At 65.6% G+C, this 23,707-nt stretch carries 18 protein-coding genes, 2 tRNA genes and 3 rRNA genes; 10 read left to right on the plus strand and 13 right to left on the minus strand.

Going from position 1 to position 23,707, the window contains the following annotated elements:
• Window positions 1-151 precede the first annotated feature (151 nt).
• The 5 genes from CS062_RS00275 (at window position 152) to rrf (ending at window position 5,474) form a co-directional block, all read left to right on the plus strand.
• Window positions 152-1,680 (plus strand): 16S ribosomal RNA (locus CS062_RS00275).
• A 182-nt stretch (window positions 1,681-1,862) separates the two neighbouring features.
• Window positions 1,863-1,939 (plus strand) — tRNA-Ile (locus tag CS062_RS00280).
• Window positions 1,940-1,958: 19 nt separating this feature from the next.
• Window positions 1,959-2,034 (plus strand) — tRNA-Ala (locus CS062_RS00285).
• A 307-nt stretch (window positions 2,035-2,341) separates the two neighbouring features.
• Window positions 2,342-5,222: ribosomal RNA gene (locus CS062_RS00290) — 23S ribosomal RNA — on the plus strand.
• A gap of 139 nt (window positions 5,223-5,361) precedes the next feature.
• Window positions 5,362-5,474: ribosomal RNA gene (gene rrf, locus CS062_RS00295) — 5S ribosomal RNA — on the plus strand.
• The 16S, 23S and 5S rRNA genes sit together here with 2 tRNA genes alongside, the layout of an rRNA operon.
• Window positions 5,475-5,571: 97 nt before the next feature.
• On the opposite strand, the gene CS062_RS00300 is transcribed toward rrf, so the two are convergent.
• Window positions 5,572-6,546, minus strand: a complete 975-nt coding sequence (locus CS062_RS00300; protein ID WP_099859492.1) for an MBL fold metallo-hydrolase — start codon at window positions 6,544-6,546, stop codon at window positions 5,572-5,574.
• Window positions 6,543-8,273 (minus strand): long-chain-fatty-acid--CoA ligase, encoded by a 1,731-nt coding sequence (locus CS062_RS00305; protein WP_099859493.1) that lies wholly within the window; start codon window positions 8,271-8,273, stop codon window positions 6,543-6,545. The genes CS062_RS00300 and CS062_RS00305 overlap by 4 nt, the downstream gene beginning before the upstream one ends.
• Before the next feature lie 227 nt (window positions 8,274-8,500).
• Between CS062_RS00305 and CS062_RS00310 the strand changes: the two genes are divergently transcribed.
• Window positions 8,501-9,448: an esterase/lipase family protein gene (locus CS062_RS00310; RefSeq protein WP_099859494.1), complete on the plus strand. Its 948-nt coding sequence runs from the start codon at window positions 8,501-8,503 to the stop codon at window positions 9,446-9,448.
• A 55-nt stretch (window positions 9,449-9,503) separates the two neighbouring features.
• Here the strand turns inward: CS062_RS00310 and hppD are convergent, their stop codons facing one another.
• Window positions 9,504-10,628 (minus strand): 4-hydroxyphenylpyruvate dioxygenase, encoded by a 1,125-nt coding sequence (hppD, locus tag CS062_RS00315; protein ID WP_099859495.1) that lies wholly within the window; start codon window positions 10,626-10,628, stop codon window positions 9,504-9,506.
• Between the two features lie 139 nt (window positions 10,629-10,767).
• Here hppD and CS062_RS00320 point away from each other — a divergent pair, with 139 nt between their 5' ends.
• The gene (locus CS062_RS00320; protein ID WP_091724875.1) at window positions 10,768-11,250 is read left to right on the plus strand and encodes an Lrp/AsnC family transcriptional regulator; all 483 of its coding nucleotides are present in this window, start codon (window positions 10,768-10,770) and stop codon (window positions 11,248-11,250) included.
• A 14-nt stretch (window positions 11,251-11,264) separates the two neighbouring features.
• Here the strand turns inward: CS062_RS00320 and CS062_RS00325 are convergent, their stop codons facing one another.
• From CS062_RS00325 to fusA, 6 genes are all read right to left on the minus strand, one after another.
• The gene (locus tag CS062_RS00325; RefSeq protein ID WP_099859496.1) at window positions 11,265-11,876 is read right to left on the minus strand and encodes a methyltransferase domain-containing protein; all 612 of its coding nucleotides are present in this window, start codon (window positions 11,874-11,876) and stop codon (window positions 11,265-11,267) included.
• Window positions 11,877-11,958: 82 nt separating this feature from the next.
• The gene (locus tag CS062_RS00330) at window positions 11,959-12,771 is read right to left on the minus strand and encodes an HDOD domain-containing protein (protein WP_233217835.1); all 813 of its coding nucleotides are present in this window, start codon (window positions 12,769-12,771) and stop codon (window positions 11,959-11,961) included.
• Between the two features lie 210 nt (window positions 12,772-12,981).
• Window positions 12,982-13,233: a hypothetical protein gene (locus CS062_RS00335; protein ID WP_099859498.1), complete on the minus strand. Its 252-nt coding sequence runs from the start codon at window positions 13,231-13,233 to the stop codon at window positions 12,982-12,984.
• Between the two features lie 66 nt (window positions 13,234-13,299).
• Window positions 13,300-13,485, minus strand: a complete 186-nt coding sequence (locus CS062_RS00340) for a hypothetical protein (protein ID WP_099859499.1) — start codon at window positions 13,483-13,485, stop codon at window positions 13,300-13,302.
• A 283-nt stretch (window positions 13,486-13,768) separates the two neighbouring features.
• Complete coding sequence (locus CS062_RS00345) at window positions 13,769-14,368, minus strand: hypothetical protein (protein ID WP_233217837.1); 600 nt, start codon at window positions 14,366-14,368, stop codon at window positions 13,769-13,771.
• Between the two features lie 94 nt (window positions 14,369-14,462).
• A complete protein-coding gene (gene fusA, locus CS062_RS00350) occupies window positions 14,463-16,592 on the minus strand; it encodes an elongation factor G (RefSeq protein ID WP_099859500.1) in 2,130 nt (709 codons plus the stop codon).
• A gap of 282 nt (window positions 16,593-16,874) precedes the next feature.
• On the opposite strand from fusA, the gene CS062_RS00355 reads away from it, so the two are divergent.
• Window positions 16,875-18,044, plus strand: coding sequence for a PQQ-dependent sugar dehydrogenase (locus tag CS062_RS00355; protein ID WP_199174135.1), 1,170 nt, complete (start codon window positions 16,875-16,877; stop codon window positions 18,042-18,044).
• Between the two features lie 17 nt (window positions 18,045-18,061).
• Here CS062_RS00355 and CS062_RS00360 read toward each other — a convergent pair whose 3' ends face one another.
• Window positions 18,062-18,571, minus strand: coding sequence for a GNAT family N-acetyltransferase (locus tag CS062_RS00360; RefSeq protein ID WP_099859501.1), 510 nt, complete (start codon window positions 18,569-18,571; stop codon window positions 18,062-18,064).
• Entirely contained in the window at window positions 18,562-19,113 is a 552-nt protein-coding gene (locus CS062_RS00365) for a GNAT family N-acetyltransferase (protein WP_233217838.1), read from the minus strand. Before CS062_RS00365 ends, CS062_RS00360 begins: the two co-directional genes overlap by 10 nt.
• 85 nt (window positions 19,114-19,198) lie before the next feature.
• Here CS062_RS00365 and CS062_RS00370 point away from each other — a divergent pair, with 85 nt between their 5' ends.
• The gene (locus CS062_RS00370) at window positions 19,199-19,984 is read left to right on the plus strand and encodes a TetR/AcrR family transcriptional regulator (protein WP_158238623.1); all 786 of its coding nucleotides are present in this window, start codon (window positions 19,199-19,201) and stop codon (window positions 19,982-19,984) included.
• 67 nt (window positions 19,985-20,051) lie between these two features.
• Here the strand turns inward: CS062_RS00370 and CS062_RS00375 are convergent, their stop codons facing one another.
• Window positions 20,052-20,684 (minus strand): GNAT family N-acetyltransferase, encoded by a 633-nt coding sequence (locus tag CS062_RS00375; RefSeq protein ID WP_099859504.1) that lies wholly within the window; start codon window positions 20,682-20,684, stop codon window positions 20,052-20,054.
• 229 nt (window positions 20,685-20,913) lie between these two features.
• Window positions 20,914-22,095, minus strand: a complete 1,182-nt coding sequence (locus tag CS062_RS00380; RefSeq protein WP_099859505.1) for a GGDEF domain-containing protein — start codon at window positions 22,093-22,095, stop codon at window positions 20,914-20,916.
• A gap of 353 nt (window positions 22,096-22,448) precedes the next feature.
• Between CS062_RS00380 and CS062_RS00390 the strand changes: the two genes are divergently transcribed.
• Window positions 22,449-23,666, plus strand: a complete 1,218-nt coding sequence (locus CS062_RS00390) for a lactonase family protein (protein ID WP_158238624.1) — start codon at window positions 22,449-22,451, stop codon at window positions 23,664-23,666.
• The last annotated feature ends 41 nt before the right edge of the window (window positions 23,667-23,707 follow it).

Consider the following 23,707-nt stretch of genomic DNA (forward strand, 5'->3'; position numbering starts at 1 on the left):
GCAAGCCGCTTCGATGTTCTTTAAGAATTTACAGCCGATAAGCGTGGGCGTCTGAACGAGCGACCTGAGAAGGTTAAATCTTTAGACGCTCACGGAAATGAATGAAGCTATGAAAGTAGTCTTTGTTCGATTCCGTTGAGTATTCAAGATCGAACTGTAGAGTTTGATCCTGGCTCAGATTGAACGCTGGCGGCATGCCTTACACATGCAAGTCGAACGGTAACGCGGGGCAACCTGGCGACGAGTGGCGAACGGGTGAGTAATGTATCGGAACGTGCCCAGTTGTGGGGGATAACTGCTCGAAAGAGCAGCTAATACCGCATACGACCTGAGGGTGAAAGCGGGGGATCGCAAGACCTCGCGCAATTGGAGCGGCCGATATCAGATTAGGTAGTTGGTGGGGTAAAGGCCTACCAAGCCGACGATCTGTAGCTGGTCTGAGAGGACGACCAGCCACACTGGGACTGAGACACGGCCCAGACTCCTACGGGAGGCAGCAGTGGGGAATTTTGGACAATGGGGGCAACCCTGATCCAGCCATGCCGCGTGCGGGAAGAAGGCCTTCGGGTTGTAAACCGCTTTTGTCAGGGAAGAAAAGACTCCTACTAATACTGGGGGTTCATGACGGTACCTGAAGAATAAGCACCGGCTAACTACGTGCCAGCAGCCGCGGTAATACGTAGGGTGCAAGCGTTAATCGGAATTACTGGGCGTAAAGCGTGCGCAGGCGGTTATGCAAGACAGATGTGAAATCCCCGGGCTCAACCTGGGAACTGCATTTGTGACTGCATGGCTAGAGTACGGCAGAGGGGGATGGAATTCCGCGTGTAGCAGTGAAATGCGTAGATATGCGGAGGAACACCGATGGCGAAGGCAATCCCCTGGGCCTGTACTGACGCTCATGCACGAAAGCGTGGGGAGCAAACAGGATTAGATACCCTGGTAGTCCACGCCCTAAACGATGTCAACTGGTTGTTGGGAGGGTTTCTTCTCAGTAACGTAGCTAACGCGTGAAGTTGACCGCCTGGGGAGTACGGCCGCAAGGTTGAAACTCAAAGGAATTGACGGGGACCCGCACAAGCGGTGGATGATGTGGTTTAATTCGATGCAACGCGAAAAACCTTACCTACCCTTGACATGCCAGGAATCTTGCAGAGATGTGAGAGTGCTCGAAAGAGAACCTGGACACAGGTGCTGCATGGCCGTCGTCAGCTCGTGTCGTGAGATGTTGGGTTAAGTCCCGCAACGAGCGCAACCCTTGTCATTAGTTGCTACGAAAGGGCACTCTAATGAGACTGCCGGTGACAAACCGGAGGAAGGTGGGGATGACGTCAGGTCATCATGGCCCTTATGGGTAGGGCTACACACGTCATACAATGGCCGGGACAGAGGGCTGCCAACCCGCGAGGGGGAGCTAATCCCAGAAACCCGGTCGTAGTCCGGATCGCAGTCTGCAACTCGACTGCGTGAAGTCGGAATCGCTAGTAATCGCGGATCAGCTTGCCGCGGTGAATACGTTCCCGGGTCTTGTACACACCGCCCGTCACACCATGGGAGCGGGTTCTGCCAGAAGTAGTTAGCCTAACCGCAAGGAGGGCGATTACCACGGCAGGGTTCGTGACTGGGGTGAAGTCGTAACAAGGTAGCCGTATCGGAAGGTGCGGCTGGATCACCTCCTTTCTAGAGAATGACGAGACCGCCAGGTGGCTTCGGTTGCCTGGGAGAGTCGAGTCCACAAATAGCGAGTTCAGCGCGCCCACACTTATCGGCTGTAGACACACAACAGTGAGTGAGAAAAACGCGTGAGCCTGGCGAGCTGGCCTTGCCGGTTGGCGCGATGCAGGAGCACGCAAGAGATGCGTGGGTCTGTAGCTCAGTCGGTTAGAGCACCGTCTTGATAAGGCGGGGGTCGCTGGTTCGAATCCAGCCAGACCCACCACGAGGATCGACAAGATCTTGGGGGATTAGCTCAGCTGGGAGAGCACCTGCTTTGCAAGCAGGGGGTCGTCGGTTCGATCCCGTCATCCTCCACCAATCACTTCACAGGGTGGCAAACCACAGCGCCAGGAAGCCGGCGCTGTGGTTTGCCAGTCTCGACTTTGAAAGTCGGCTGTTGTTCTTTAACAATTCGTAGAGTCGAATCAGCGTTGCTGGCGGAAAGCTGGCGCTCGTAAAGGGGCGCTCGGCACCGTGCCGCCAGCGACATTTGATTGCGTCACCAGACTTCAACTCTGAAATTCAGAGAAGAAATTGAAGAACGGCGAAAACGCGTGATACTCAATGAATGCTCGAGTTGTCGAGCATCTGTCCTTGACGACATCTGCGGATGTCAAAGTTATAGGGTCAAGTGACTAAGTGCATGTGGTGGATGCCTTGGCGATTACAGGCGACGAAGGACGTGATAGCCTGCGATAAGCTTCGGGGAGCTGGCAAATAAGCTTTGATCCGGAGATTTCCGAATGGGGAAACCCACCTCGTTTAGAGGTATCGCACACTGAATACATAGGTGTGCGAGGCGAACCGGGCGAACTGAAACATCTCAGTAGCTCGAGGAAAAGACATCAACCGAGATTCCGAAAGTAGTGGCGAGCGAAATCGGAGTAGCCCTCGTGTTTTAGCAGTTGGCATATCAGAACGGAATGGAAAGTCCGGCCATAGCGGGTGATAGCCCCGTATGAGAAATGTCGATTGTGGAACTAGGCACGAATAGAGTAGGGCGGGACACGTGAAATCCTGTCTGAATATGGGGGGACCATCCTCCAAGGCTAAATACTCGTAATCGACCGATAGCGAACAAGTACCGTGAGGGAAAGGCGAAAAGAACCCCGGGAGGGGAGTGAAATAGATCCTGAAACCGCATGCATACAAAAAGTAGGAGCCCGCAAGGGTGACTGCGTACCTTTTGTATAATGGGTCAGCGACTTACATTCAGTGGCGAGGTTAACCGAATAGGGTAGCCGTAGAGAAATCGAGTCCGAATAGGGCGAATTAGTCGCTGGGTGTAGACCCGAAACCAGGTGATCTATCCATGGCCAGGATGAAGGTACCGTAACAGGTGCTGGAGGTCCGAACCGACTAGTGTTGCAAAACTAGCGGATGAGCTGTGGATAGGGGTGAAAGGCTAAACAAACCTGGAGATAGCTGGTTCTCTCCGAAAACTATTTAGGTAGTGCCTCAAGTATTACCTTCGGGGGTAGAGCACTGTTTAGGCTAGGGGGTCATGGCGACTTACCAAACCTATGCAAACTCCGAATACCGAAGAGTACAGCTTGGGAGACAGAGCACCGGGTGCTAACGTCCGGACTCAAGAGGGAAACAACCCAGACCGCCAGCTAAGGTCCCTAAAATTGGCTAAGTGGGAAACGAAGTGGGAAGGCTAAAACAGTCAGGATGTTGGCTTAGAAGCAGCCATCATTTAAAGAAAGCGTAATAGCTCACTGATCGAGTCGTCCTGCGCGGAAGATGTAACGGGGCTAAGCCAGTTACCGAAGCTGCGGATGCACAGTTTACTGTGCGTGGTAGGAGAGCGTTCTGTACGCCTGTGAAGGTGGGTCGTGAGGCCTGCTGGAGGTATCAGAAGTGCGAATGCTGACATGAGTAGCGTTAAAGGGGGTGAAAAGCCCCCTCGCCGTAAGCGCAAGGTTTCCTACGCAACGTTCATCGGCGTAGGGTGAGTCGGCCCCTAAGGCGAGGCAGAGATGCGTAGCTGATGGGAAACAGGTCAATATTCCTGTACCGATCAATAGTGCGATGTGGGGACGGAGAAGGTTAGCTCAGCCGGGTGTTGGATGTCCCGGTTCAAGCCTGTAGTCGTGCCTGGTAGGCAAATCCGCCGGGCTTAGATGAGGGGTGATAACGAGTCTGCTTGCAGACGAAGTGAGTGATACCCTGCTTCCAGGAAAAGCCACTAAGCTCCAGCTATTGACGACCGTACCGCAAACCGACACTGGTGCGCGTGATGAGTATTCTCAGGCGCTTGAGAGAACTCTGGAGAAGGAACTCGGCAAATTGACACCGTAACTTCGGAAGAAGGTGTGCCTTTAGTAGGTGAACCATTTACTTGGGGAGCCCAATGAGGCCGCAGAGAATCGGTGGCTGCGACTGTTTATTAAAAACACAGCACTCTGCAAAGACGAAAGTCGACGTATAGGGTGTGACGCCTGCCCGGTGCTGGAAGATTAAATGATGGGGTGCAAGCTCTTGACTGAAGTCCCAGTAAACGGCGGCCGTAACTATAACGGTCCTAAGGTAGCGAAATTCCTTGTCGGGTAAGTTCCGACCTGCACGAATGGCGTAACGATGGCCACACTGTCTCCTCCAGAGACTCAGCGAAGTTGAAATGTTTGTGATGATGCAATCTCCCCGCGGAAAGACGGAAAGACCCCATGAACCTTTACTGTAGCTTTACATTGGACTTTGAACAGATCTGTGTAGGATAGGTGGGAGGCTTTGAAACCTGGTCGCTAGATCAGGTGGAGCCAACGTTGAAATACCACCCTGGTGTGTTTGAGGTTCTAACCTTGGCCCGTTATCCGGGTTGGGGACAGTGTATGGTGGGCAGTTTGACTGGGGCGGTCTCCTCCCAAAGTGTAACGGAGGAGTTCGAAGGTACGCTAAATACGGTCGGAAATCGTGTTGATAGTGCATTGGCATAAGCGTGCTTGACTGCGAGACTGACAAGTCGAGCAGGTACGAAAGTAGGACAAAGTGATCCGGTGGTTCTGTATGGAAGGGCCATCGCTCAACGGATAAAAGGTACTCTGGGGATAACAGGCTGATACCGCCCAAGAGTTCATATCGACGGCGGTGTTTGGCACCTCGATGTCGGCTCATCTCATCCTGGGGCTGTAGCCGGTCCCAAGGGTATGGCTGTTCGCCATTTAAAGAGGTACGTGAGCTGGGTTTAAAACGTCGTGAGACAGTTTGGTCCCTATCTTCCGTGGGCGCTGCAAGATTGAGAGAGCCTGCTCCTAGTACGAGAGGACCGGAGTGGACGCACCTCTGGTGTATCGGTTGTCACGCCAGTGGCATCGCCGAGTAGCTAAGTGCGGAAGAGATAACCGCTGAAAGCATCTAAGCGGGAAACTCGTCTCAAGATGAGTCTTGCCGGGGCCTAGAGCCCCCTGAAGGGTCGTTCAAGACCAGGACGTTGATAGGCTGGGTGTGGAAGCGCAGTAATGCGTTAAGCTAACCAGTACTAATTGCCCGTGCGGCTTGACCCTATAACTTTGACACTCAAACGTCAAAGACCGAGGTCTCGCGAAATAACCGTTCTTCAAGCCTGAAGACGCAATCAAACCAAGCTGATTTGACTCTACCGAATTGGGCTCGCTGTCTTGGACAGCCAGCCAACCAGTCAAGCCTGATGACCATAGCGAGTCGGTCCCACCCCTTCCCATCCCGAACAGGACCGTGAAACGACTCAGCGCCGATGATAGTGCGGATTCCCGTGTGAAAGTAGGTCATCGTCAGGCTAATATCCCGCAAACCCCTCGATCGGAAACGATCGAGGGGTTTTTACTTTTTGGGCTCTTTAAATGCGTGTTGCCCTCGGTACCTGGAGCCCTCGGATCACCCGTCTCTAACGCGAAGCACGACACGCTCGCCTTCCACGGAAGCCAAAAGAACCTTCGCTTTAACGAGTTGGTCCAGAAGTTCGCTGGCCCAGTCGAGCAGACCGTGAAGGGAAAAGAATCTCCTCCAAGTGCTTATGAAGATCGGCGTGGACGTCAGCCAATCAATTAGTTCGTCCCGACTACTCTGGCCGACTTCGAGCATATGGAACGCAGTGAGGGCCTTTACGGCATGAACCGCATGGCGCTCAGGTTCCCGTCGGAAATAGTCGACGCGCTCGCGCGCAATACGAATCGCTGTCGAGACGTCTCGGAATGGTGGGCCATGGCCCGGAATAACCACTGTCGGATTCAGTCGTTCGATGGTGTCCAGCGTTGCGGCTACTTGGTCGAAGGCATCTTCGCCGTCGAGTTCCGGGAACACGATGCCGAAGCCACGCTCCCAGAGCGCGTCCGCGGATAGCAGCGTTCCGCTGGATGGCTCATGCAGGATCACCGAGTGGGGATCATGCCCCGGTGCCGCATGGACATGCCACTCCCTTCCACCCTGATGGAGCGTCTGGCCAGGCACCAGCTTTCCCGCTGGCGTGAACCGGGTGCAGTGTTGACCGGTCGCGCGGAAGGTCAATACCTCCTCGTCCCAGGTCGAGACCGCGATGTACTCGCCCGGAGGAACGAGGATGGGGCAGCCATGGCGCTGCGAGAGCAACGCATTCCCTCCGCAGTGGTCGGAATGGAGATGCGTGTTGAGGATCAGGCGCAGCGCCTCATTGGGCCGCAAGATGGTGTCTAGCAAAGCGAGGGTCTGCTCTGCATGACTGGCATAGCCGGTATCGACCAGAACGGTCCCCTCCTCAGGTGTCGCACCATGAAGCAGGACGTTGTTGGACGAGAGCCAGCCGCGCTCCAGCACGGATATGCCGGGTGGCAACACGGCGACCCCGCTCTTATCAGCGCCCCAGGCGCTCGTCACTGGCGCAGCTCGCGCCGCAAGATCTTGCCGACGTTGGTCTTTGGCAGTTCATCGCGGAACTCGATGTACTTCGGCCGCTTGTAGCCCGTCAGTTGCTTGTGGCAATAAGTGGCGAGATCCTCCTCGGCTAGCGCCGGATCCTTCTTGATCACGAACAGCTTCACCGCTTCGCCGGAGTGCTGGTCTGGCACGCCGATCGCTGCGCATTCGAGCACGCCCGGGTGCAGATTCACGACCTGTTCGATCTCGGTGGGATACACATTGAAGCCGCTCACGAGGATCATATCCTTCTTGCGATCGACGATGCGAGTGAAACCCTCCGCATCCATCACGCCGATATCTCCGGTCTTGAAGAACCCATCGGGCCCGATCGCCTGAGCGGTGTCTTCCGGGCGGTTCCAATAACCGGCCATCACCTGGGGACCTCGAATGCAGATCTCGCCGCGCTCCCCAATCGGCAGGTCGTTGCCGTCGTCGTCGCGGATGGCGATCTCGGTGTTGGGGACCGGCAGCCCGATCGAGCCATTGAACTCGGCCAGATCGAGGCGATTCACCGTCGCAACGGGTGAGGTTTCGGAAAGCCCATACCCCTCGACGACCGGGCAACCGGTGATTCGCGCCCACTTCTCCGCCGTCGCCTGTTGCACCGCCATGCCGCCGCCATTTGAGATCACCAATTCGCTGAAATCGAGCTTGGCGAATGCAGGGTCGTTGGCCAGCGCGTTGAACAAGGTGTTGACCGCGGGGAACATGTTCACCCGATAGTTGCGCAGCGTCGCGATCAGCCCCGGAATGTCGCGCGGATTCGGAATCAGCAGGTTCATGATCCCCATCCGCGCGCCCAGCATGTAGCAGGCCGTGAGCGCGAAGATGTGATACAGCGGCAGGGCGCAGACGATGGTCAACGGCTTGTCGCCGAGCTTGTTGAGCATCGGCGCGAACCAGGCCTCGCTCTGCAGAATATTGGCGACGATGTTCCTGTGCAGCAGCGTCGCTCCCTTCGACAGGCCGGTCGTGCCCCCGGTGTACTGCAGGAAGGCGGGGTCGTCCGCACCGATCTGCACCGGCTTCAGGGACATCGTCGCGCCCTGCGCGAGCGCCTGATTGAAGCGGGTGACGCTGCGCCCGCCGGTCAGTGGCAGTCGGAACTCCGGAACCATCTTCTTGACGTGCCGGACCGCGAAGTTGATCAGCGGACCGCGCCACCAGCCGAGCATGTCGCCCAGGCCGGTCAGCACCACGTGCTTCACTTGCGTACGGTCGATGACCTCCGAGAGCGTCTTGGCGAAGTTCTCGAGCACGATGATCGCCTCGGCGCCGGAGTCCTTGAGCTGGTGCTCCAACTCGCGCGGCGTGTACAGCGGGTTCACGTTCACCACGACGAAGCCGGCGCGCAGGATGGCCGCGATGGCCACCATGTACTGCAGCACGTTGGGCATCATGATCGCCACGCGCGCACCGCGAGCCAGACCGCGTTGCTGCAGCCAGGCGCCCAGCGCGGCGGACAGCTCATCCACCTGCGCGAAGCTCAGGCGCTGATCCATGCAGGCGGCCGCGTCGCGTCGCGCATGCTTGCGGAATGCCTCTTCGAGCAGGGCCACCAGCGAGGGATAGACATCGACCGGAATCTCCGCGGGGACGCCCGGTGGGTAGTTTTTCAGCCAGGGCTTGGCGGCGGGCGTGGCGGTCGCCGGAGTCGCGGCGGTCGGTGCGGTCGTTGCTGTCATGTCTCCTCGTCGCGTTTTGAATGTGTCAGAGGGGCTCACCCCCGGAGGAACTGTCCATGCTGGCCGCTGACGCGAAGGCGTCGTAGCGGGGATGCCCTAGGCCACCCCGTCACGTGAGGGACAAGGCGCCGCCGTTCCTTGGCCATGCGCGCCCAGGCGCAGAGTTTTCCGAAGCGAGGCCCCTGCCAAGCCCGCGCCTACACTCGTGCTTTTGATCGGGAGCCCGGATGAACGGCAGGCTGCAGCGCCTCACCTCGTTGTTTCGTTGGATCGTCGGACCGCTGTTGGCGCTGTGGGCGGGCAGTCACTGGAATCCGTGGGTGGGGCTGGCGCTGCTGGCACTCTTTGTGGCGGGGCCGCCGCTGGCGATGCTGCCCCACTTCCTGGTGTTGCGCTTCATCCCGCCGGCCCCTGGGCTGCCGACGGCGCCGCTGGGCGACCTGCTGCAAGCCTGGTGGCGCGAGGTCGTCGTTGTCACGAAGGTGTTCCATTGGCAACAGCCCTGGGCCGAGCATCGCGAGCCCGACTTCCTTCCCCCGGCGGAGCAGGCACGCGGCCGCCGCGGCATCGTGTTCCTGCACGGCTACAGCTGCAATCGTGGCCTGTGGAACGGATGGATGAAGGCCCTGCGGGCGCGCGGTACGCCGTTCATCGCGCTCACCCAGGAGCCCGCATTCGGCTCGATCGACCGCTATGCGCCTCAGGTGGACGCCGCCATGCGCGCGCTCCACGAGCGGACCGGCCTGGCGCCGCTCATCGTCGCCCACAGCATGGGGGGCCTGAGCGCCCGCGCCTGGTGGCGGAGTCAGGGGCACCCCTTCGACCGCATTCATCGCATCCTGACGCTGGGCACGCCGCATCACGGCACGCTGCTGGCGAAGCTCGGCACCACGGAGAACGCTCGCCAGATGCGCGGAGATTCCGAGTGGCTGAATGAACTCGCGCGCCAGGAGCCGCCGCAGGTCGCGAGCCATTTCGATTGCCTCTACGGCCACTGCGACCAGATCGTCTTTCCGGCGGAGACGGCGGTCCTGCCCGGCGCCCGTGCGCTGCACTTGCCGGCGCGCGGCCACCTGCAGCTCGTGTTCGAGCCGCAGGCCTTCGATCGGGCGCTGGCCCTGCTCGAAGAGACCGCCGAAATGAACACCGCCCAGCGGGTGAGCCGGGCGGGTTGAGTCAGGGCTGCGTCAGAAGGTCGGCGCGGCGAGGCCCGCCGACGTCCCGGAGCGATCAGGCGTCGGCCTTGAGCACGCCGCGGCGGATCTGGTCGAGCTCGATGCTCTCGAACAGCGCCTTGAAGTTGCCTTCGCCGAAGCCTTCATTGCCCTTGCGCTGGATGATCTCGAAGAAGATCGGGCCAATCACTTCCTTGGTGAAGATCTGCAGCAGCAGCTCGTGCGGCGCGCCCTGGTGCGCGGCGCCGTCGATGAGGATGCGCAGGCGGCGCAGTTCATCCAGATCCTCGTTGTGCTCGGGCAGGCGCTTGGTCACCAGGTCGTAGTAGGTGTCGATGGTGTCCTGGAAGACAACGCCCGTGCCCTTCATGCCTTCGACGGTGCGGTAGATGTCGTCGGTGCCCAGCGCCACGTGCTGGATGCCCTCGCCGTGGTACAGGTCCAGGTACTCGGCGATCTGGCTCTTGTCGTCGCTGCTCTCGTTGATCGGGATGCGGATCTTGCCGCAGGGGCTGGTCATGGCCTTGGACTTCAGACCGGTCAGCTTGCCCTCGATGTCGAAGTAGCGGACCTCGCGGAAGTTGAACAGGCGCTCGTAGAACTCTGCCCATTCCTTCATGCGGCCGCGGAACACGTTGTGGGTGAGGTGGTCGATGTAGGTCAGGCCGTGGCCCTTGGGCGTGGACTGCACCGGCTTGCCCTCGGCGTCCAGCAGCGGGACGAAGTCGACGTCGTAGATGCTGATGTTGCCGATCTCGCCGGGCGCCGCGCCGTTCTTGCCTTGCCAGCGGTCGACGAAGTAGATCAGCGAGTCGCCGATGCCCTTGATCGCCGGGATGTTCAACTCCATCGGGCCGGCCTTGTTGTCGAAGCCCCAGGCGCCCAGTTCCAGCGCGCGGCGATAGGCGAAGGCCGCATCCTTGACGCGGAACGCGATCGCGCAGATCGAGGGCCCATGCAGGCGCGCGAAGCGCTGCGCGAAGGCGTCCTTCTCGGCGTTGATGATGAAGTTGACCTCGCCCTGGCGATACAGCGTCACATCCTTGTGGCGATGGCGGGCGACGGCAACGAAGCCCATCGAGGTGAACAGCGCGCCGAGTGCCGCGGGATCGGGGGCGGCGAATTCGATGAACTCGAAGCCGTCGGTGCCCATCGGGTTGTCCCAGGGGGTGAATGCCATGCTTGTCTCCGGTGCCCCCGGTCAAGGGGATCTGGTCAGGAATGCGATGGCGTCACTGTAGGGGGAGGGAGGCGCAGGATTTCTGCGATCCGCGGCGCTCGAAATGGGGATGGCGCAGGAATCCTGCAAGAATCTCGGCATGGACAAGCAGATCGAGCTTGATGCGATCGACCGACGCATCCTCCACGCCCTCCAGGCTGACGGCCGCATGACCTACGACGCGCTCGCGGCGCAGGTGAACCTGTCGTCGTCCGCGGTGTTGCGGCGGGTGAGGCGGCTGGAGGAAGGCGGGGTGATCACCGCCTATGTCGCGCTGGTGAGCCCGGAGCGGGTCGGCCTGGGGCTCACCGCCTACATCAACGTCCGTCTGGAGAAACACACCGAGAGCCACAAGCGCACACCGATGGACCTCTTCCGGGCCGCGGTCCAGACCTGGCCCGAAGTGGTGGAGTGCGCCGCCCTGACCGGGGAAATGGACTACCTGCTGCGGGTGCTCGTCGAGGACATGAGCCATTACGCCCGCTTCATCAGCGACACGCTGCTGCGGCATCCGAGTGTGCAGGACTGCAAGACCAGCTTCGTGCTGGACCGGCTGAAGGACACAACGGCCCTGCCGGTATGAGCGACCGGCGCTGCTCAGCGCCGTTCCAGCACCACGGCCAGCTCGAACCATCCCCGCTCGTGCGGGCGTTGCACATAGGGCGGCGCCGGCCATTTCCACAGGGCGAGCGGGAAGATCGCCCGCATCGCATTGATGTCGCAGTGATAGGGCGGGCCGATGACCTGGCCATGCTCGGATTCGTCACGGCGCGCCTGCATGAACAGCGCGAGCAGTCGACCTCCGGGCTTGAGCCAGCGCTGCAGTTGCTCGGCGTAACCGGTCCACTGGTCGGGGTGCAGGGCGCAGAGGCAGGTCTGCTCGTAGACCAGGTCCACCGGATGATCGGGCCGCCAGGCCAGCACGTCGGCCTGCTCGACGCGGCCCGGCAACCCGGCCTCCTTGAGGGCGGCCCGGGCGATCTCCACGGCCGCTGGCGTGTAGTCCAGGCCGGTCACGTCCAATCCCGCGCGCGCCAGCACGGACAGTTCATGGCCGCGACCGCAGCCCGGCACGACGATGCGCATGCCGGTGACCAGCAGGCCGTCCGTCAACCACGCGGCCAGTTGGGGATGGGGTGCGCCACGGTCCCAGCCGGTCTGCCCGGTTTCGAAGCGTTGTTGCCAGAACTCGCGGTCGGGGCCGGCCATGGTGATCTCCTCGCGTCGGTCGCATGCTGTCGGAGCGCGCAGCGTAACGCGGAGCGGCGATCGGCCGCTGAACGAGCGGGGATCAGATGACGCCGTCGACCTCGTGGACCAGCTTGAGCGTGTGAGCGGGCGAGAGGTTCATCAGCGCGCCGATCTCGATCAGGTCGTCGGGCACGGCCGGGTTCTCCCAGCTCTGCGCGGTATGCCGTGCCAGCCGCACGGCCAGCGTCACACTGCGGACCTGCGGGTCGTTGGCCTTCTTGTCGTCGATGATGTGGGCGAGCAGTTCAGGCAGGTGCCAGCTGTGCATCAGCGCCTGTTCCAGGTCGCCGAGCTCGACATTGAGCACCGCGCGCTGCGCCGCGACGCTGCGCAGCGCCGGGTCGGCCTGCTGCCGGCGCTGGATCTCGAGCGCAAGGTCGGGCGCCTCGCACCACAGCAGCATCTCGGAGAAATCGTGCAGCAGCGCGGCGCTGTGAATGACCGCGGCATCGGGATCGGCGCGGTGCGCAGCGAAGCCCAGGGCGAAGCGCGCGGCGCGCTCGGCGCGGTGCAGCACCCGCTGCACGCCGGCCAGCGCGTCCGGGCGCGAGGCCAGGCGCTGCTCGACCGTCGGCTGCGCGCCGAAGGCCTTGAAGAAGGGGGTGATGCCCATCAGCACCAGCGCGGCCGTGACCGTCTCGGCGTCGGTCAGCAGCCGGCTGGAGCGCTGCGACGCGGCATGCGCCAGCAGCTTGAGCGTCATCAGCGGATCCTTGCCCAGGATCTCGCCGAGCAGGTGCGCATCGACCGCATCCTCATTGGCACGCCAGATCTCCAGTTGCTCGGCCGTGCTGGCCAGCACCGGGATCTCCATGCCGCGGAAGTGCGCCGTCCACGCCGCCAGATCCGGCAAGGGCCGGGTCAGGGGCTGGAACGGCGGGGGAACCGGCGGATTCCCCGCTCCGCTCCCGGACGGGGCAGAGGCAGCGGGCGGAACGCTCTGGGTCATGAAGCGAGGTCGCCGCGCGGGCGGCGATACACGGTGATCGTTCATCGTATATCGGCTCGGCGCCCGCGAGCTTGATCCCCACCGCGGCCACGGCGACCGCGAGCCAGACCGGCATCACAGCCGCTGCACACCCGCGAGGGTGCCCTGCAGTTGGCCGTCGACGTAGAGCCGGCCGCAGCCGTCGACGTCGGCGTGGAATTCCAGCCCGGTGGCCGGTTCATCGCGGCGGGGCGCCGGAGCGACCTGCCACGCCCAGCTGATCAGGCGCCCGCCGGCGCCGAGCAGCAGGATCGCCAGCCAGCCCCGCAGGCTCTGCTGGCGGGCCAGGCCATGCATGCGGCCCGGCATCAAGGTGATCTCTTGCATGTCTTGTCTCCCTGGGCGGCCTGCGCCGGACCGGGAAGACATCCCGGTCCGTCGGAGGCGGCCCGTTCAAGGGCTGAAGTCGTCGTGCCGCTGAAGCGCGCGCTTCAGGGCCTGCTGTTCCTGCTGGCGTCGACCGCCGGCGGTCGGGCCATGACGGCCCGCTGAACGGCCGTGGCTCATGGCCACGAAGGGATTGCGCGGCTTGCGCGGTGTCACTGCGAGACGCGGACGGGGAGTGATGAACTGGGCCATGGCAGCCTCCTGTGATGACGGACGGGACGAAAGGGAAAAGGGGAGCGCCTCGGTCCCGGGACGGGCGCCAACTGCGCGGCCGTTGCGGCGGGGGCTCCAAAGTTGCGCAGATGATAAACATCTGATTATCAAGCGCAAGCGGTTTTTATCTGGCGTTGTCCCTCGGCGACGGGACGATGCCGGCGTCGCTCGCAGACGCGCGAACGCACGCGCCGCCGACGGTCGGCGGCGGGCACGAGGGAAGGGAAGGAGCGGCCGCCGCGAGACGCCGGCCGCTGGAGACTCAGCGCTTCTTCGGCTTGAGCGGCGCGATGCTCTGCTGGAGCTTGCGCCAGTCGTCCACATCGGAGGTCGCTGGAGCAGCCGCCCGGGGCGCGGGCGGTGGCGGCGCATTCGAAGCGGGCGGGGTCAGCACCTCGCCCAGCAGGTCGAGCAACCGGGTGCGGGCCCGCTGTGGATGGCGACGGTAGTAGGTCAGCACCAGGCCGACGATGAAGCGCTCGTCATCGTCCTGCGGCAGGCTGGGGGAGTTGTCCGCCGTGGCTGGTCGGCCGGCGCTTGATAAAGCCGCGTTGCCCTGGGGGATACCGCCCGGGGCCGAAGCGGCGCTGCCCGGCGCGCCGTGTTCCTGGTCCATCCAGCCGTTGGGCTTGTGGCTGAGTTGCTCGAACTGGCGGGCCAGCCGCTCACCGATCTGGCGCGAACGGCTCTTGATCTGACTCCAGTAGCTGGGCTGGATCTGCAGTCGCTCGGCGAAGCGGCGCTCCAGGCCGCGCAAGGCGGCGGCATCGGGATGCTTGATCGTGGCGGCGACGAACTCGTCGAACAAGCGCATCGCGTTGTCCAGGCGGATCTGCGCGACATCGCGGGGGGCGGAACACATCCCGCAATGATAAAGCTTCGTTCACAAATGCCCGGCCCGCCCCCCCCGGCGCCGGCTGACAAGCGGGTGCCCCCGGCCGCCATCGGACGGGGGATTACTCCTCGTCCTTCAGGTGGTAGCCCGCCGCCAGTTGCGCCTGCGTGTTGGGCGGTACCGGCTCGTAGTGGGACAGCACCATCGTGTAACGACCCTGCCCGCTGGTCATCGCGTTGAGGCGATTCTGATAGGCGCTGAGTTCCGCCAGCGGCGCCAAGCCCTCGACGCCGATCTGTCCCGGCACGCTGGCCCGGGTGCCGAGCACCTGTCCGCGCCGCGACGCCAGGTCGCCGGTGATGTCGCCGGTGGCGTGCTCCGGGGCGCTAACCTCGACCTGCACGATCGGCTCCAGCACCACCGGCCGTGCCTCGCGCACCGCGGCGATCAGCGCCTTCTTGCCGGCGGTGATGAAGGCGATCTCCTTGGAATCCACCGAGTGGTGCTTCCCGTCGAAGACCGTCACGCGCAGGTCCACCACCGGATATCCGGCCACCACCCCCTGGGCGAGGGCCTGGCGCACGCCCTTCTCCACGGCCGGCATGAACTGACCGGGGATCGTGCCGCCCTTGACCTCGTCACGGAACTCGAAGCCCGCGCCGCGCTCCAGCGGCTCGACCCGCAGCCAGACCTCGCCGAACTGGCCCGCGCCCCCCGTCTGCTTCTTGTGCCGGTAATGCCCCTCGGCCTTGGCCGAGATCGTTTCCCGGTAGGCGATCCGCGGCGGCTGGGTCTGGACGTCGAATTTGTAGATCTCCCTGAGCCGCTCCAGCAGCACCCGCAGATGGAGTTCCCCCAGGCCGTAGACCAGCGTCTCGCCGCCCTGCGCGCCCAATCCTTCCTGGTCGCCACCGCGTTCCAGACGCAGGCAGGGGTCCTCCTCGACCAGGCGCGACAGCACCTCCCACAGCCGCTGCTCGTCGCCATGTCGGCTGGGCCGGATCGCGATGCCATGCACCGGCGTCGGCAGCGCCACCGGCGCCAGGTGGAGGTGCTCGTCCTCCTGCGCGTCGTGCAGCACCGCGTCGTAATGCAGCTCTTCGAGCTTGGCCAGCGCGCACAGATCGCCAGGCAACGCCTGCTCGATCTCCACGTGCTCCTTGCCCTGCAGCATGAACAGATGCGCGACCCGCACCGCCTTGCGCGCGTGTCCGACGTAGAGCTGGGCGTTCTTCCGCAGCGTGCCCTGATGGACGCGCAGCATCGCCAGCTTGCCGAGATAGGGATCGGACTGGATCTTGAAGACATGCGCGACCACATGCCGCGCCGGGTCCATGGTGATGACCAGGGGCTCGGCCTCGTCGCCCTCGCGGCGCAGGAACTGCGGCGGATTGGCCTCGTAGGGGTTGGGCAGCAGCTTCTCGATGACGTCGAGCAGCTCCGCCACGCCGGCGCCGGTGCGCGCCGAGACGAAGCAGACCGGAATCAGGTGGCCCTCGCGAAAGGCCTGCTCCAGCGGTGCATGGAGCTCGCTCGCCGGCACGTCGCCGTCGTTGAGGTAGCGGTCGACGAAGTCCGGATCCACCTCGACGACCTGCTCCACCAGCGCCCGGTGCGCGGCCTCCACGGAACCGAAGTCGCTGTCGCCGCTGCAGCCGAAGAAGCAGTCCTGGACCCGCGTGCCGCCTGCGGCAGGCAGGTTCAGCGGCAGGCACTCGCGCCCGAAGGCTTCCTGCAATTGCCCCAGCAGCGCCTGCGCGTCGACCCCGGGCGCGTCGATCTTGTTGACGACGATGAGCCGCGTCAGGCCCCGGCCGGCAGCGGCCTCCATCATCCGCTTGACCATCAGCTCCAGGCCGTTCTGCGCATTGACGACGATCGCGACCGACTCGACCGCTTCCAGCGCCGGCAGCGCCTGGCCGATGAAATCGGGCGCTCCGGGCGTGTCGAGCAGGTGGATGCGCAAGCCGTCGTGGAGCAGGTGCATCTGGGCCGCCTGCAGCGAGTGCTGCATCCGTTTCTCCAGCGGGTCGTGGTCGCTGACGGTGCTGCCTTTCTCGATGCTGCCGGCGTTCTTGATCGCACCGGCTTTCAGCAGCAGGGCCTCGGCCAGCGAGGTCTTGCCCGCGCCTGCCGGGCCGGCCAGCGCCAGCGTGCGGATCGCCGCGATGCCGGGATGCTGTGGCACCGCGGCGCTGCCTGGGCTGCCGGCGGGGCCGCCTTCCGAGTCGGGGGTGGGACTGGGGCTCATGGCTCGCTCCTCTCGGGAAGAGTTGGACGTGGGTCTGGAGCCGGATTGCGGCCAGCGTAGAGGAAGCGCCTGGCATGCACAAGGCCAGGGACATCCATGCTAGGCGGGCGCCGGGCGCGGCGGCGTGCACGTCGATTGCCCCGCGCGGACAGGGCCATCAGCGACGGCAGGGCCGATGCGCGCGCCCGGACGCGCCGAAGCGCGAGACGCCTAGACTCCCGGACTTCACAGGATCGTGACGCGGCCGGGCCGCGTCATTTCAGCCGGACCAGGAGAGCGGACATGAGCGTGGCGGAATGGATGTCGACCTTGGCCGTCGCGGCGGCGGCAGTGGCCTGCGGCGGTGGGGGCGGCGGCGGCGAAGACACCGCCGCGCCGTCGCAGCCGGGCGGCGGCGCCGCGGCGCCGGCGCTGCAGACGCTCAACAGCGGGCTGGACCGCCCCTGGGGACTGGCACAACTGCCGGACGGCCGGCTGCTGGTGACGCAGAAGGGCGGCTCGATCGTGCGGCTGTCCGCGGCGGGTCGTACGGAGGCGACGCTCTCCGGCGTGCCGAAGGTGCTCGACAGCGGCCAGGGCGGGCTGCTGGGCATCGCGATCGATCCGGACTTCGGGACGGCGGGCAGCAACTGGGTCTACTTCGCCTACGCGGAGGCGGGCAGCGGTGCCGAGGCCGGCAAGGCCGGCACGACCGTGGCGCGCGGCCGGCTCGAGGGCGACGCGCTGACCGGCGTGCAGGTGATCTTCCGGCAGGCGCCGAAGGTCGATGGCAGCGGGCACTACGGCTCGCGCCTGGTCTTCGCGCGCGACAAGACGCTCTACATCACCACCGGCGAGCGTATGAAGGGCAGTCCGTCCCAGGACCTGCAGCAGACGCTGGGCAAGGTGATCCGCGTGAACCGCGACGGCGGCATCCCCTCGGACAACCCGAGCTTCGCTGGCGGCGCCCGACCCGGCATCTGGAGCTACGGCCATCGCAACATCCAGGGCGCGGTGCTGCACCCGCAGACCGGTGAGCTGTGGATCACCGAGCACGGCCCGCAGGGCGGCGACGAGGTCAACATCGCGCGCGCCGGCAAGAACTACGGCTGGCCGGTCAAGAGCTATGGCTGCCCGTACGGCTCACCGGTGGGCGACGCCTGCCGCATCGGCGGTGGCACCCATGCGCCGACCTACGTCGAACCGCTGACGACCTGGACGCCGATCTCGATCGCGCCGGCCGGGCTGGTGTTCTACACGGGCAGCATGTTCCCGGAGTGGCGCGGACAGCTGATCTCGGGATCGTTGGCGGGCACGGCGCTGTGGCGCATCGCGCTCGACGGCGAGACGGTGACCGGCAAGGAGAAGATGTTCGGCGACCTGGGCGAGCGCTTCCGCGACCTGATCCAGGCGCGTGACGGTGCGCTGCTCATCGTCACCGACGGCGGCAAGCTGATGCGGCTGTCGCGCTGACGCCGCATCGCATCGCGTCACGGCAGGCGCTTCCAGTACAGCGCGGTCCCGCGCAGCTCGCCCTGCGGGCTGGCGGCGAAGTCCGGGATCTCGCCGGCGCGCTGGAAGCCCTGCGCGCGATAGAAGGTCTCGGCCGGCGAGCCGACCTCGGTGTCGAGCACCAGCAGGCTGAGGCCCTCGTCCCGCGCGACCCCCTCCAGCACGCCCATCAGCCGTGCCGCCACGCCCTGTCGACGTGCGTCGCGGTGCACCATCAGCTTCTGCACCTCGGCGCGATGGCGCCCGTTGGGCTTGCCGCAGACCGACAGCTGCACCGTGCCGAGCGCCCGGTCGCCTTCGCGGCAGAGCCACAGTCGATGCCGCGGGCCGAGTTGGTCGAAGACGCCTTCCCAGTACTCGCGCATCTGCGCCTCGTCGATGTCCTCGAGGAAGCCGAGGGAGCCGCCGCCATCGATGACGTCGAAGAACAACTCGCCGAGCGCCGGCATCCAGTCGCGGTCGGTGCGGTGGAGGTCGATCAGTTCCATGGGCACTCCTGGTTGAGCGGGGAGGGGGCGGCCGCCGCGGCGACGCGCAGAGGCTTGCCCAGGCACACCGCGTCGGGGCGTTCGAGGTAGGCGCCATAGCGGGGGATCTCGGAATAGCCGTGGCGGCGGTAGAAGCGCAGCGCGCGTTCGTTGATGCGGCGCGTCTCCAGCCACAGCGCGCGGTAGCCCATCGCGAGCGCCTCCTGCTCCAGCGCTGCCAGCAGCGCGGTGCCGACGCCGCGTGTGCCATCGCGAGCGAACATCCGCTTGAGTTCCGCCACCGGCGCCTCGCCGGCCTGGGCGAGCGGCCGGATCGCGCCACATCCGAGCAGCGCGCCGTCGCCCCCGCGAGCCACCAGGAACACCGAGCGTCCCCGGGGCATGGAGGCGGCTTCGAATCGGCTCGCGCCGGAATCGCCGCTGAGCGAGGCCAACCGCTGGTTGAGTTGATGCATCAGCAGCACGGCGTCGGGGTGGTCGACGGGCACTGCCTCCAGCATCACCGCGCGTAGAGGAGCGGCGGAATGGCCAATCACAGGCATTTGTGGCATTGTCCAGGCTTCGGTTGAACCAATGATCAAATACTAACCAATGGTCAGTAAATCGACAAGCGGCGGACGGGCGCCGATGCCGGACCCGCGTCCGAGCGGTCCGAAGGGTCTGCACCCGACCGCAGGCGTGGTGCAGTCAGGACCGGAGGGCGCGGCCGATGCGCGCCCGGCCGTCAAGCCGCAACCGCGGGTGCGGCAGAAGGTGGCCAAGCCGGAAGGGCCGCTCAAGCGACAGGCGCAGCGCAAGGCGATGAGCGATGGCGGCGCCGAGGCCACGACTGCGATGGCGCAGTCGGCGGAAGCGGGACTGCCGCCGACGGCGTCGCAGCAGCGACGCGCGGCCCACAAGCAGGCCTTGGAGGCCGGCATCCTGGCCGCGGCGCGGGAGCTGTTCGCCGAGCGCGGCGCCGAGGCCCTCACGCTGCGCGAGGTGGGCGCGGCGGTCGGGTACTCGCATGCGACGCTCTACAGCTTCTTCCACGACAAGGGCGAGCTGCTCGCGCGGCTTGCGCAGGACAGCCTGCAAGCGGTGCTGACACGGCTGCAGGGCGCTGCCGATGGCGCGGCGCCCGGCGCCGAGGCGGCTGCCGTCGCGCGCGCCTTCGTCTCATGGGGCTTGCAGCATCCGCATGACTACCGGCTGCTGATGCTGGATACCCCGGTCGCCCTGCGAGAGGCGCTGATCGCGGGCCTGGACGCGCTGATCGCGCCGGCGGCCTTGCCCGCCGCGCGTGCCGCCGCGCTGTGGGCGGGGCTGCATGGGCTGGTGATGCTGGAGCAGGACGGGCTCGCGCTCGGCGGCACGGCCTCGCGGGCGAAGCGGGTGGAGGCGCTGCTGGTCGGGTTGGTCGGCACGGTGTGAGGCGTGTCGACCGTGGTCCCGCGGCCGGGGCGTCACGAAGCGGACGACCCCGCGGCCGGCAGCGGGCTCAGACGAGGTGCGGCAGGCGCTTGTAGTACAGCACCGCGGTCTGCAGCTGTCCTTCGGCGCTGTGGCAGTGGTCGGGGATCTGGCCGGCGCGTTGCCAGCCGAGGTGCGCGAAGACCGCCTCGGCCTGCGAATCGGCGCAGGTCTCCAGCTGCAGCAGGAAGCGCCCCTGCGTCGCCGCCGCACATTCCAGCCGGGACATCAGCTGGCCCGCCACGCCGCGGCTGCGTTCCTGGCTGTGCACCATCAGCCGTTGGACTTCCCCTCGGTGGTGCGCGTTCGCCAGCGGGCACAGCGAAAGCTGGACCGCGCCCAGCAGCCGGCCGGGACCTTCGGACTCGCAGGCGATCCACAGCATGTGATGCTGGCCCAGCCGGGCGAAGACGCCATGCCAGTAGTCCAGCGCCTGGTAGCGCGACAGCGGCGCCAGGAACCCGAGCGTCGCGCCGAGATGCACGTTGTCGATCAGCAGGTGGGTCAGGGCGGGCAGCCATTGCAGGTCGCGGGACGACAGCTTGACGATCTCGATCGGCGCCCGCTCCAGATGCGGTGACGCGGCGGTATCGCTGGCCAGCGGACTGAGGGCGCGTGGGGCTCGGGCATGGATGGCCGTGGGGCTGAGGGCGACGTGCATGGGCGGGAACTCCAGGTCGGGGTAAGACTGTCCCGAGCGATCTCGTGGATCGCGGCCGGGACCTGGAAAACCCTGACGCAAACGTCATGCCAGTTCGGCGCGAGCCTGCATCGCGCGGGCGATTGCCGCGCGTCGGGCGGGCGCCGGAACCTGCGGGCGTGACCGGCGTCACGCCGCGTGGACCGCCCGGGGGCGGGGCGGCGTTTGCTGTCCCCGCCGACGGCGGCGCTCAGGCCGGCACGGCCACGCTGAGTTCGGCCTCGAGCCCCGGCTCGGCGCACAGGCGCCCCTTGCCTTGGCGCTTGGCGGCGTACAGCGCTGCTTCGGCGCGGTGCAGCAGGTCCTCGATGTTGCGGTCGCCGTTGCGCAGCTTGGCCCAGCCGGCCGAATAGCCGAGGGTAAAGCCGAGCTCGCGCGGCGCCAGCTCGAGGAGGGCCTCGCGGACGCGGCGGTCGAGCGCCGGCGGACCGACCAGATCGGAGCGCGCCATCATCACCGCGAAGCGCTGGCCGTCGATGCGTGCGATGACGTCGCCCAGGCGCTTCTGCTCGTCCAGGCAGCGCGCGAACAGGGCGATCGCCTGGTCGCCCTTGAGCTCGCCATGGGTGGCGTTGATCGCCTTGCAGCCGTCGAGGTCCATGACCAGCAGCATCAGCGGCTCGCTGTAGCGGCGAGCCATCGAGATCATGTCCACCGAGCGCTGCTGGAACGCGCGCCGGTTGGCCAGGCCGGTGGCGGCGTCGACCTGGGAGAGGCGGCGCAGTTCGGCCTCGCTCTCGCCGCGCCAGGCGACCAGGATCGCGATGGCGGCCGACAGCACGCAGACATTGGCCACGACGGCGAAGGCCATGTTGAGCGGATGCGGCGCGTCGAAACGGGGCAGGTTGCCGGTGTCGAAGCCGGCCAGGTAGGCCCGGGCCAGGTTCAGCAGCGCCAGCAGGCCCAGGCTGATGGTGAACAGCAGGCGCCAGCGCAGGTTGCCGACCGGGCCGCGTTTGACCGGCTGCATCAGGCTGACGCCGAACGCCAGCATCTGCAGGCCGATGCAGCCGTTGGACCAGGCCAGGCGCAGCGCGTAGTTGTCCCAGCCGGCGCCGTAGCCGACCATCACCAGCAGCGGCATGCCGTACTGGAAGAAGCGGCCGAGCCGCCCGGGCAGCCAGCGGTCGGCGGCCATCCACAGCAGCGTCACGCTGGCGCTGAGCAGGCCCAGCGCCAGGGTAGCGGTCAGGCGCGAGCCTTCGGGCGGCAACAGCAGCAGGCCCCAGCCGACGGCCTGGGCGGCGGCGCCGAGCTGCGCGCGGCGGGCGGCGATGCTGTCGCACCAGCCCAGCAGCAAGGGCAGCAGCAGCGCCAGCGCCAGGGACTGGATCAGCATCAGGCTGAACAGCGTCGGGACGTCGAAACGCATACGCGCGGCACCCGCCGGCGAGGCGGGCGTGAGCTGGTCATGACGAGGCATTGTGGCCGCGTCGGGGGCATTCCGGGTGGGGGCTTGCGCGAAGAGGCGGCGGCCGCCGGTCGCGCGCCAGTGCCTCCGCCTCCGCCTCCGCCTCCGCCTCCGCCTCTGCCTCTGCCTCTGCCTCTGCCTCTGCCTCTGCCTCTGCCTCCGCCCTCCGCCTCCGCCTCCGCCTCCGCCTCCGCCTCTGCCTCTGCCTCTGCCTCTGCCTCCGCCTCCGCCTCCGCCTCCGCCTCCGCCTCTGCCTCTGCCTCCGCCTCTGCCTCTGCCTCTGCCGCACGTACAGTCGCGGACCGATGAACCCGATGCGCTCCTCTTCGATCCGCGACGAGCCGCCCGCCACCGAGCGGTCGGGCCCCGCGGCGCCTGCCGTTGCCGCCACCGCCGGCAATGCCCGCGCGTCGGACGGCGCTCCGGCGCCAGAACCCTCCCCCTTCGCATTCGCCGGGGGTTACGCCCCGCACTGCGCCGGCATCCATGCGCTGGTGCGGGATGGCGACGGCCGTGTCCGGGCGCGGCTGGCAACGGCGCTGCCGGGGAGTCCGACCTGGCTGCACCTCGCGGACGAGGGGCGTCGTCTGCATGCGCTGCTGGAAGAGAGCCATGAACTCGCAACATTCGCGGTGCGTCCGGCCGACGGAGCGCTGACGCTGCTGTCGCGCCATCCGACGGGGGGCTCGCTCCCGGTGCACCTCGCGATGGACGAATCGGCACGGTGGGCTTGGATCGCGCATTACGGCGATGGCACGCTCCGCAGTGCCGCCCTGGATGCGGACGGCCGGCTCACGCCACCCGACCGCGTGCTGATGCCGCGTGCCGGAGCTGAAGCGCCCGTCGCCACCGATGCGTCCGCCGATACGCCCGCCGACGCGCCCGTCACCGCTGGCGCGCTTGTTGCTGCCGGATCGTCGGCCGCTTCCCACGCCCACATGGTTCGCCGTCATCCGCGCTGGCCCTTGATGCTGGCGACCGACCTGGGGCGGGACCTCCTGCGCGTGTGGCGATGCCACGGCAGCGCCGATGAGCTGGAGGAGCTCGACGGCCTGGCGCTGCCGCCGGGCAGCGGCCCCCGCCACTTCGTCTGGCATCCCCGGGATCCCTCCCAGCTTTACCTGCTCAACGAGCAGGCGAACGCGCTCGACTGGCTGGGCCTGGACGAGGCCGGAAGCCTCACGCACCGGTTGCGGCTCAGCAGCCTGCCCGCTGGCTTCGACGGGCTGAGCTACGCGTCGGACCTGCTCGTCATGCCCGACGGTCGCCGCCTGTTCGCGCTGAACCGGCTGCATGACGCCATCGCCGTCTTCGACCTGGACGCCGCCGGCCGCCCGTCCTGGCGCGGCGAAGTCTGGGCCCAGGGAAGCTATCCGCGCAGTGCGACGCTGAGCCCGGATGGCCGCGAACTCTGGGTCAGCCTGCAGCGCAGCCACCAGGTCTGCGTGTTCCGGCTCGAGGCCGACGCGCTACCGCGCTTCGACGGCCGCTTCGTCGCCATGCCGGGCGCGGCCTGTGTGGTGTTCCGCTGAGCGACGCTGCGGCATTGACGACGGCCACCGCGACATAGCGT

The organism is Roseateles chitinivorans (assembly GCF_002761755.1).
Taxonomy (GTDB): domain Bacteria; phylum Pseudomonadota; class Gammaproteobacteria; order Burkholderiales; family Burkholderiaceae_C; genus Roseateles; species Roseateles chitinivorans.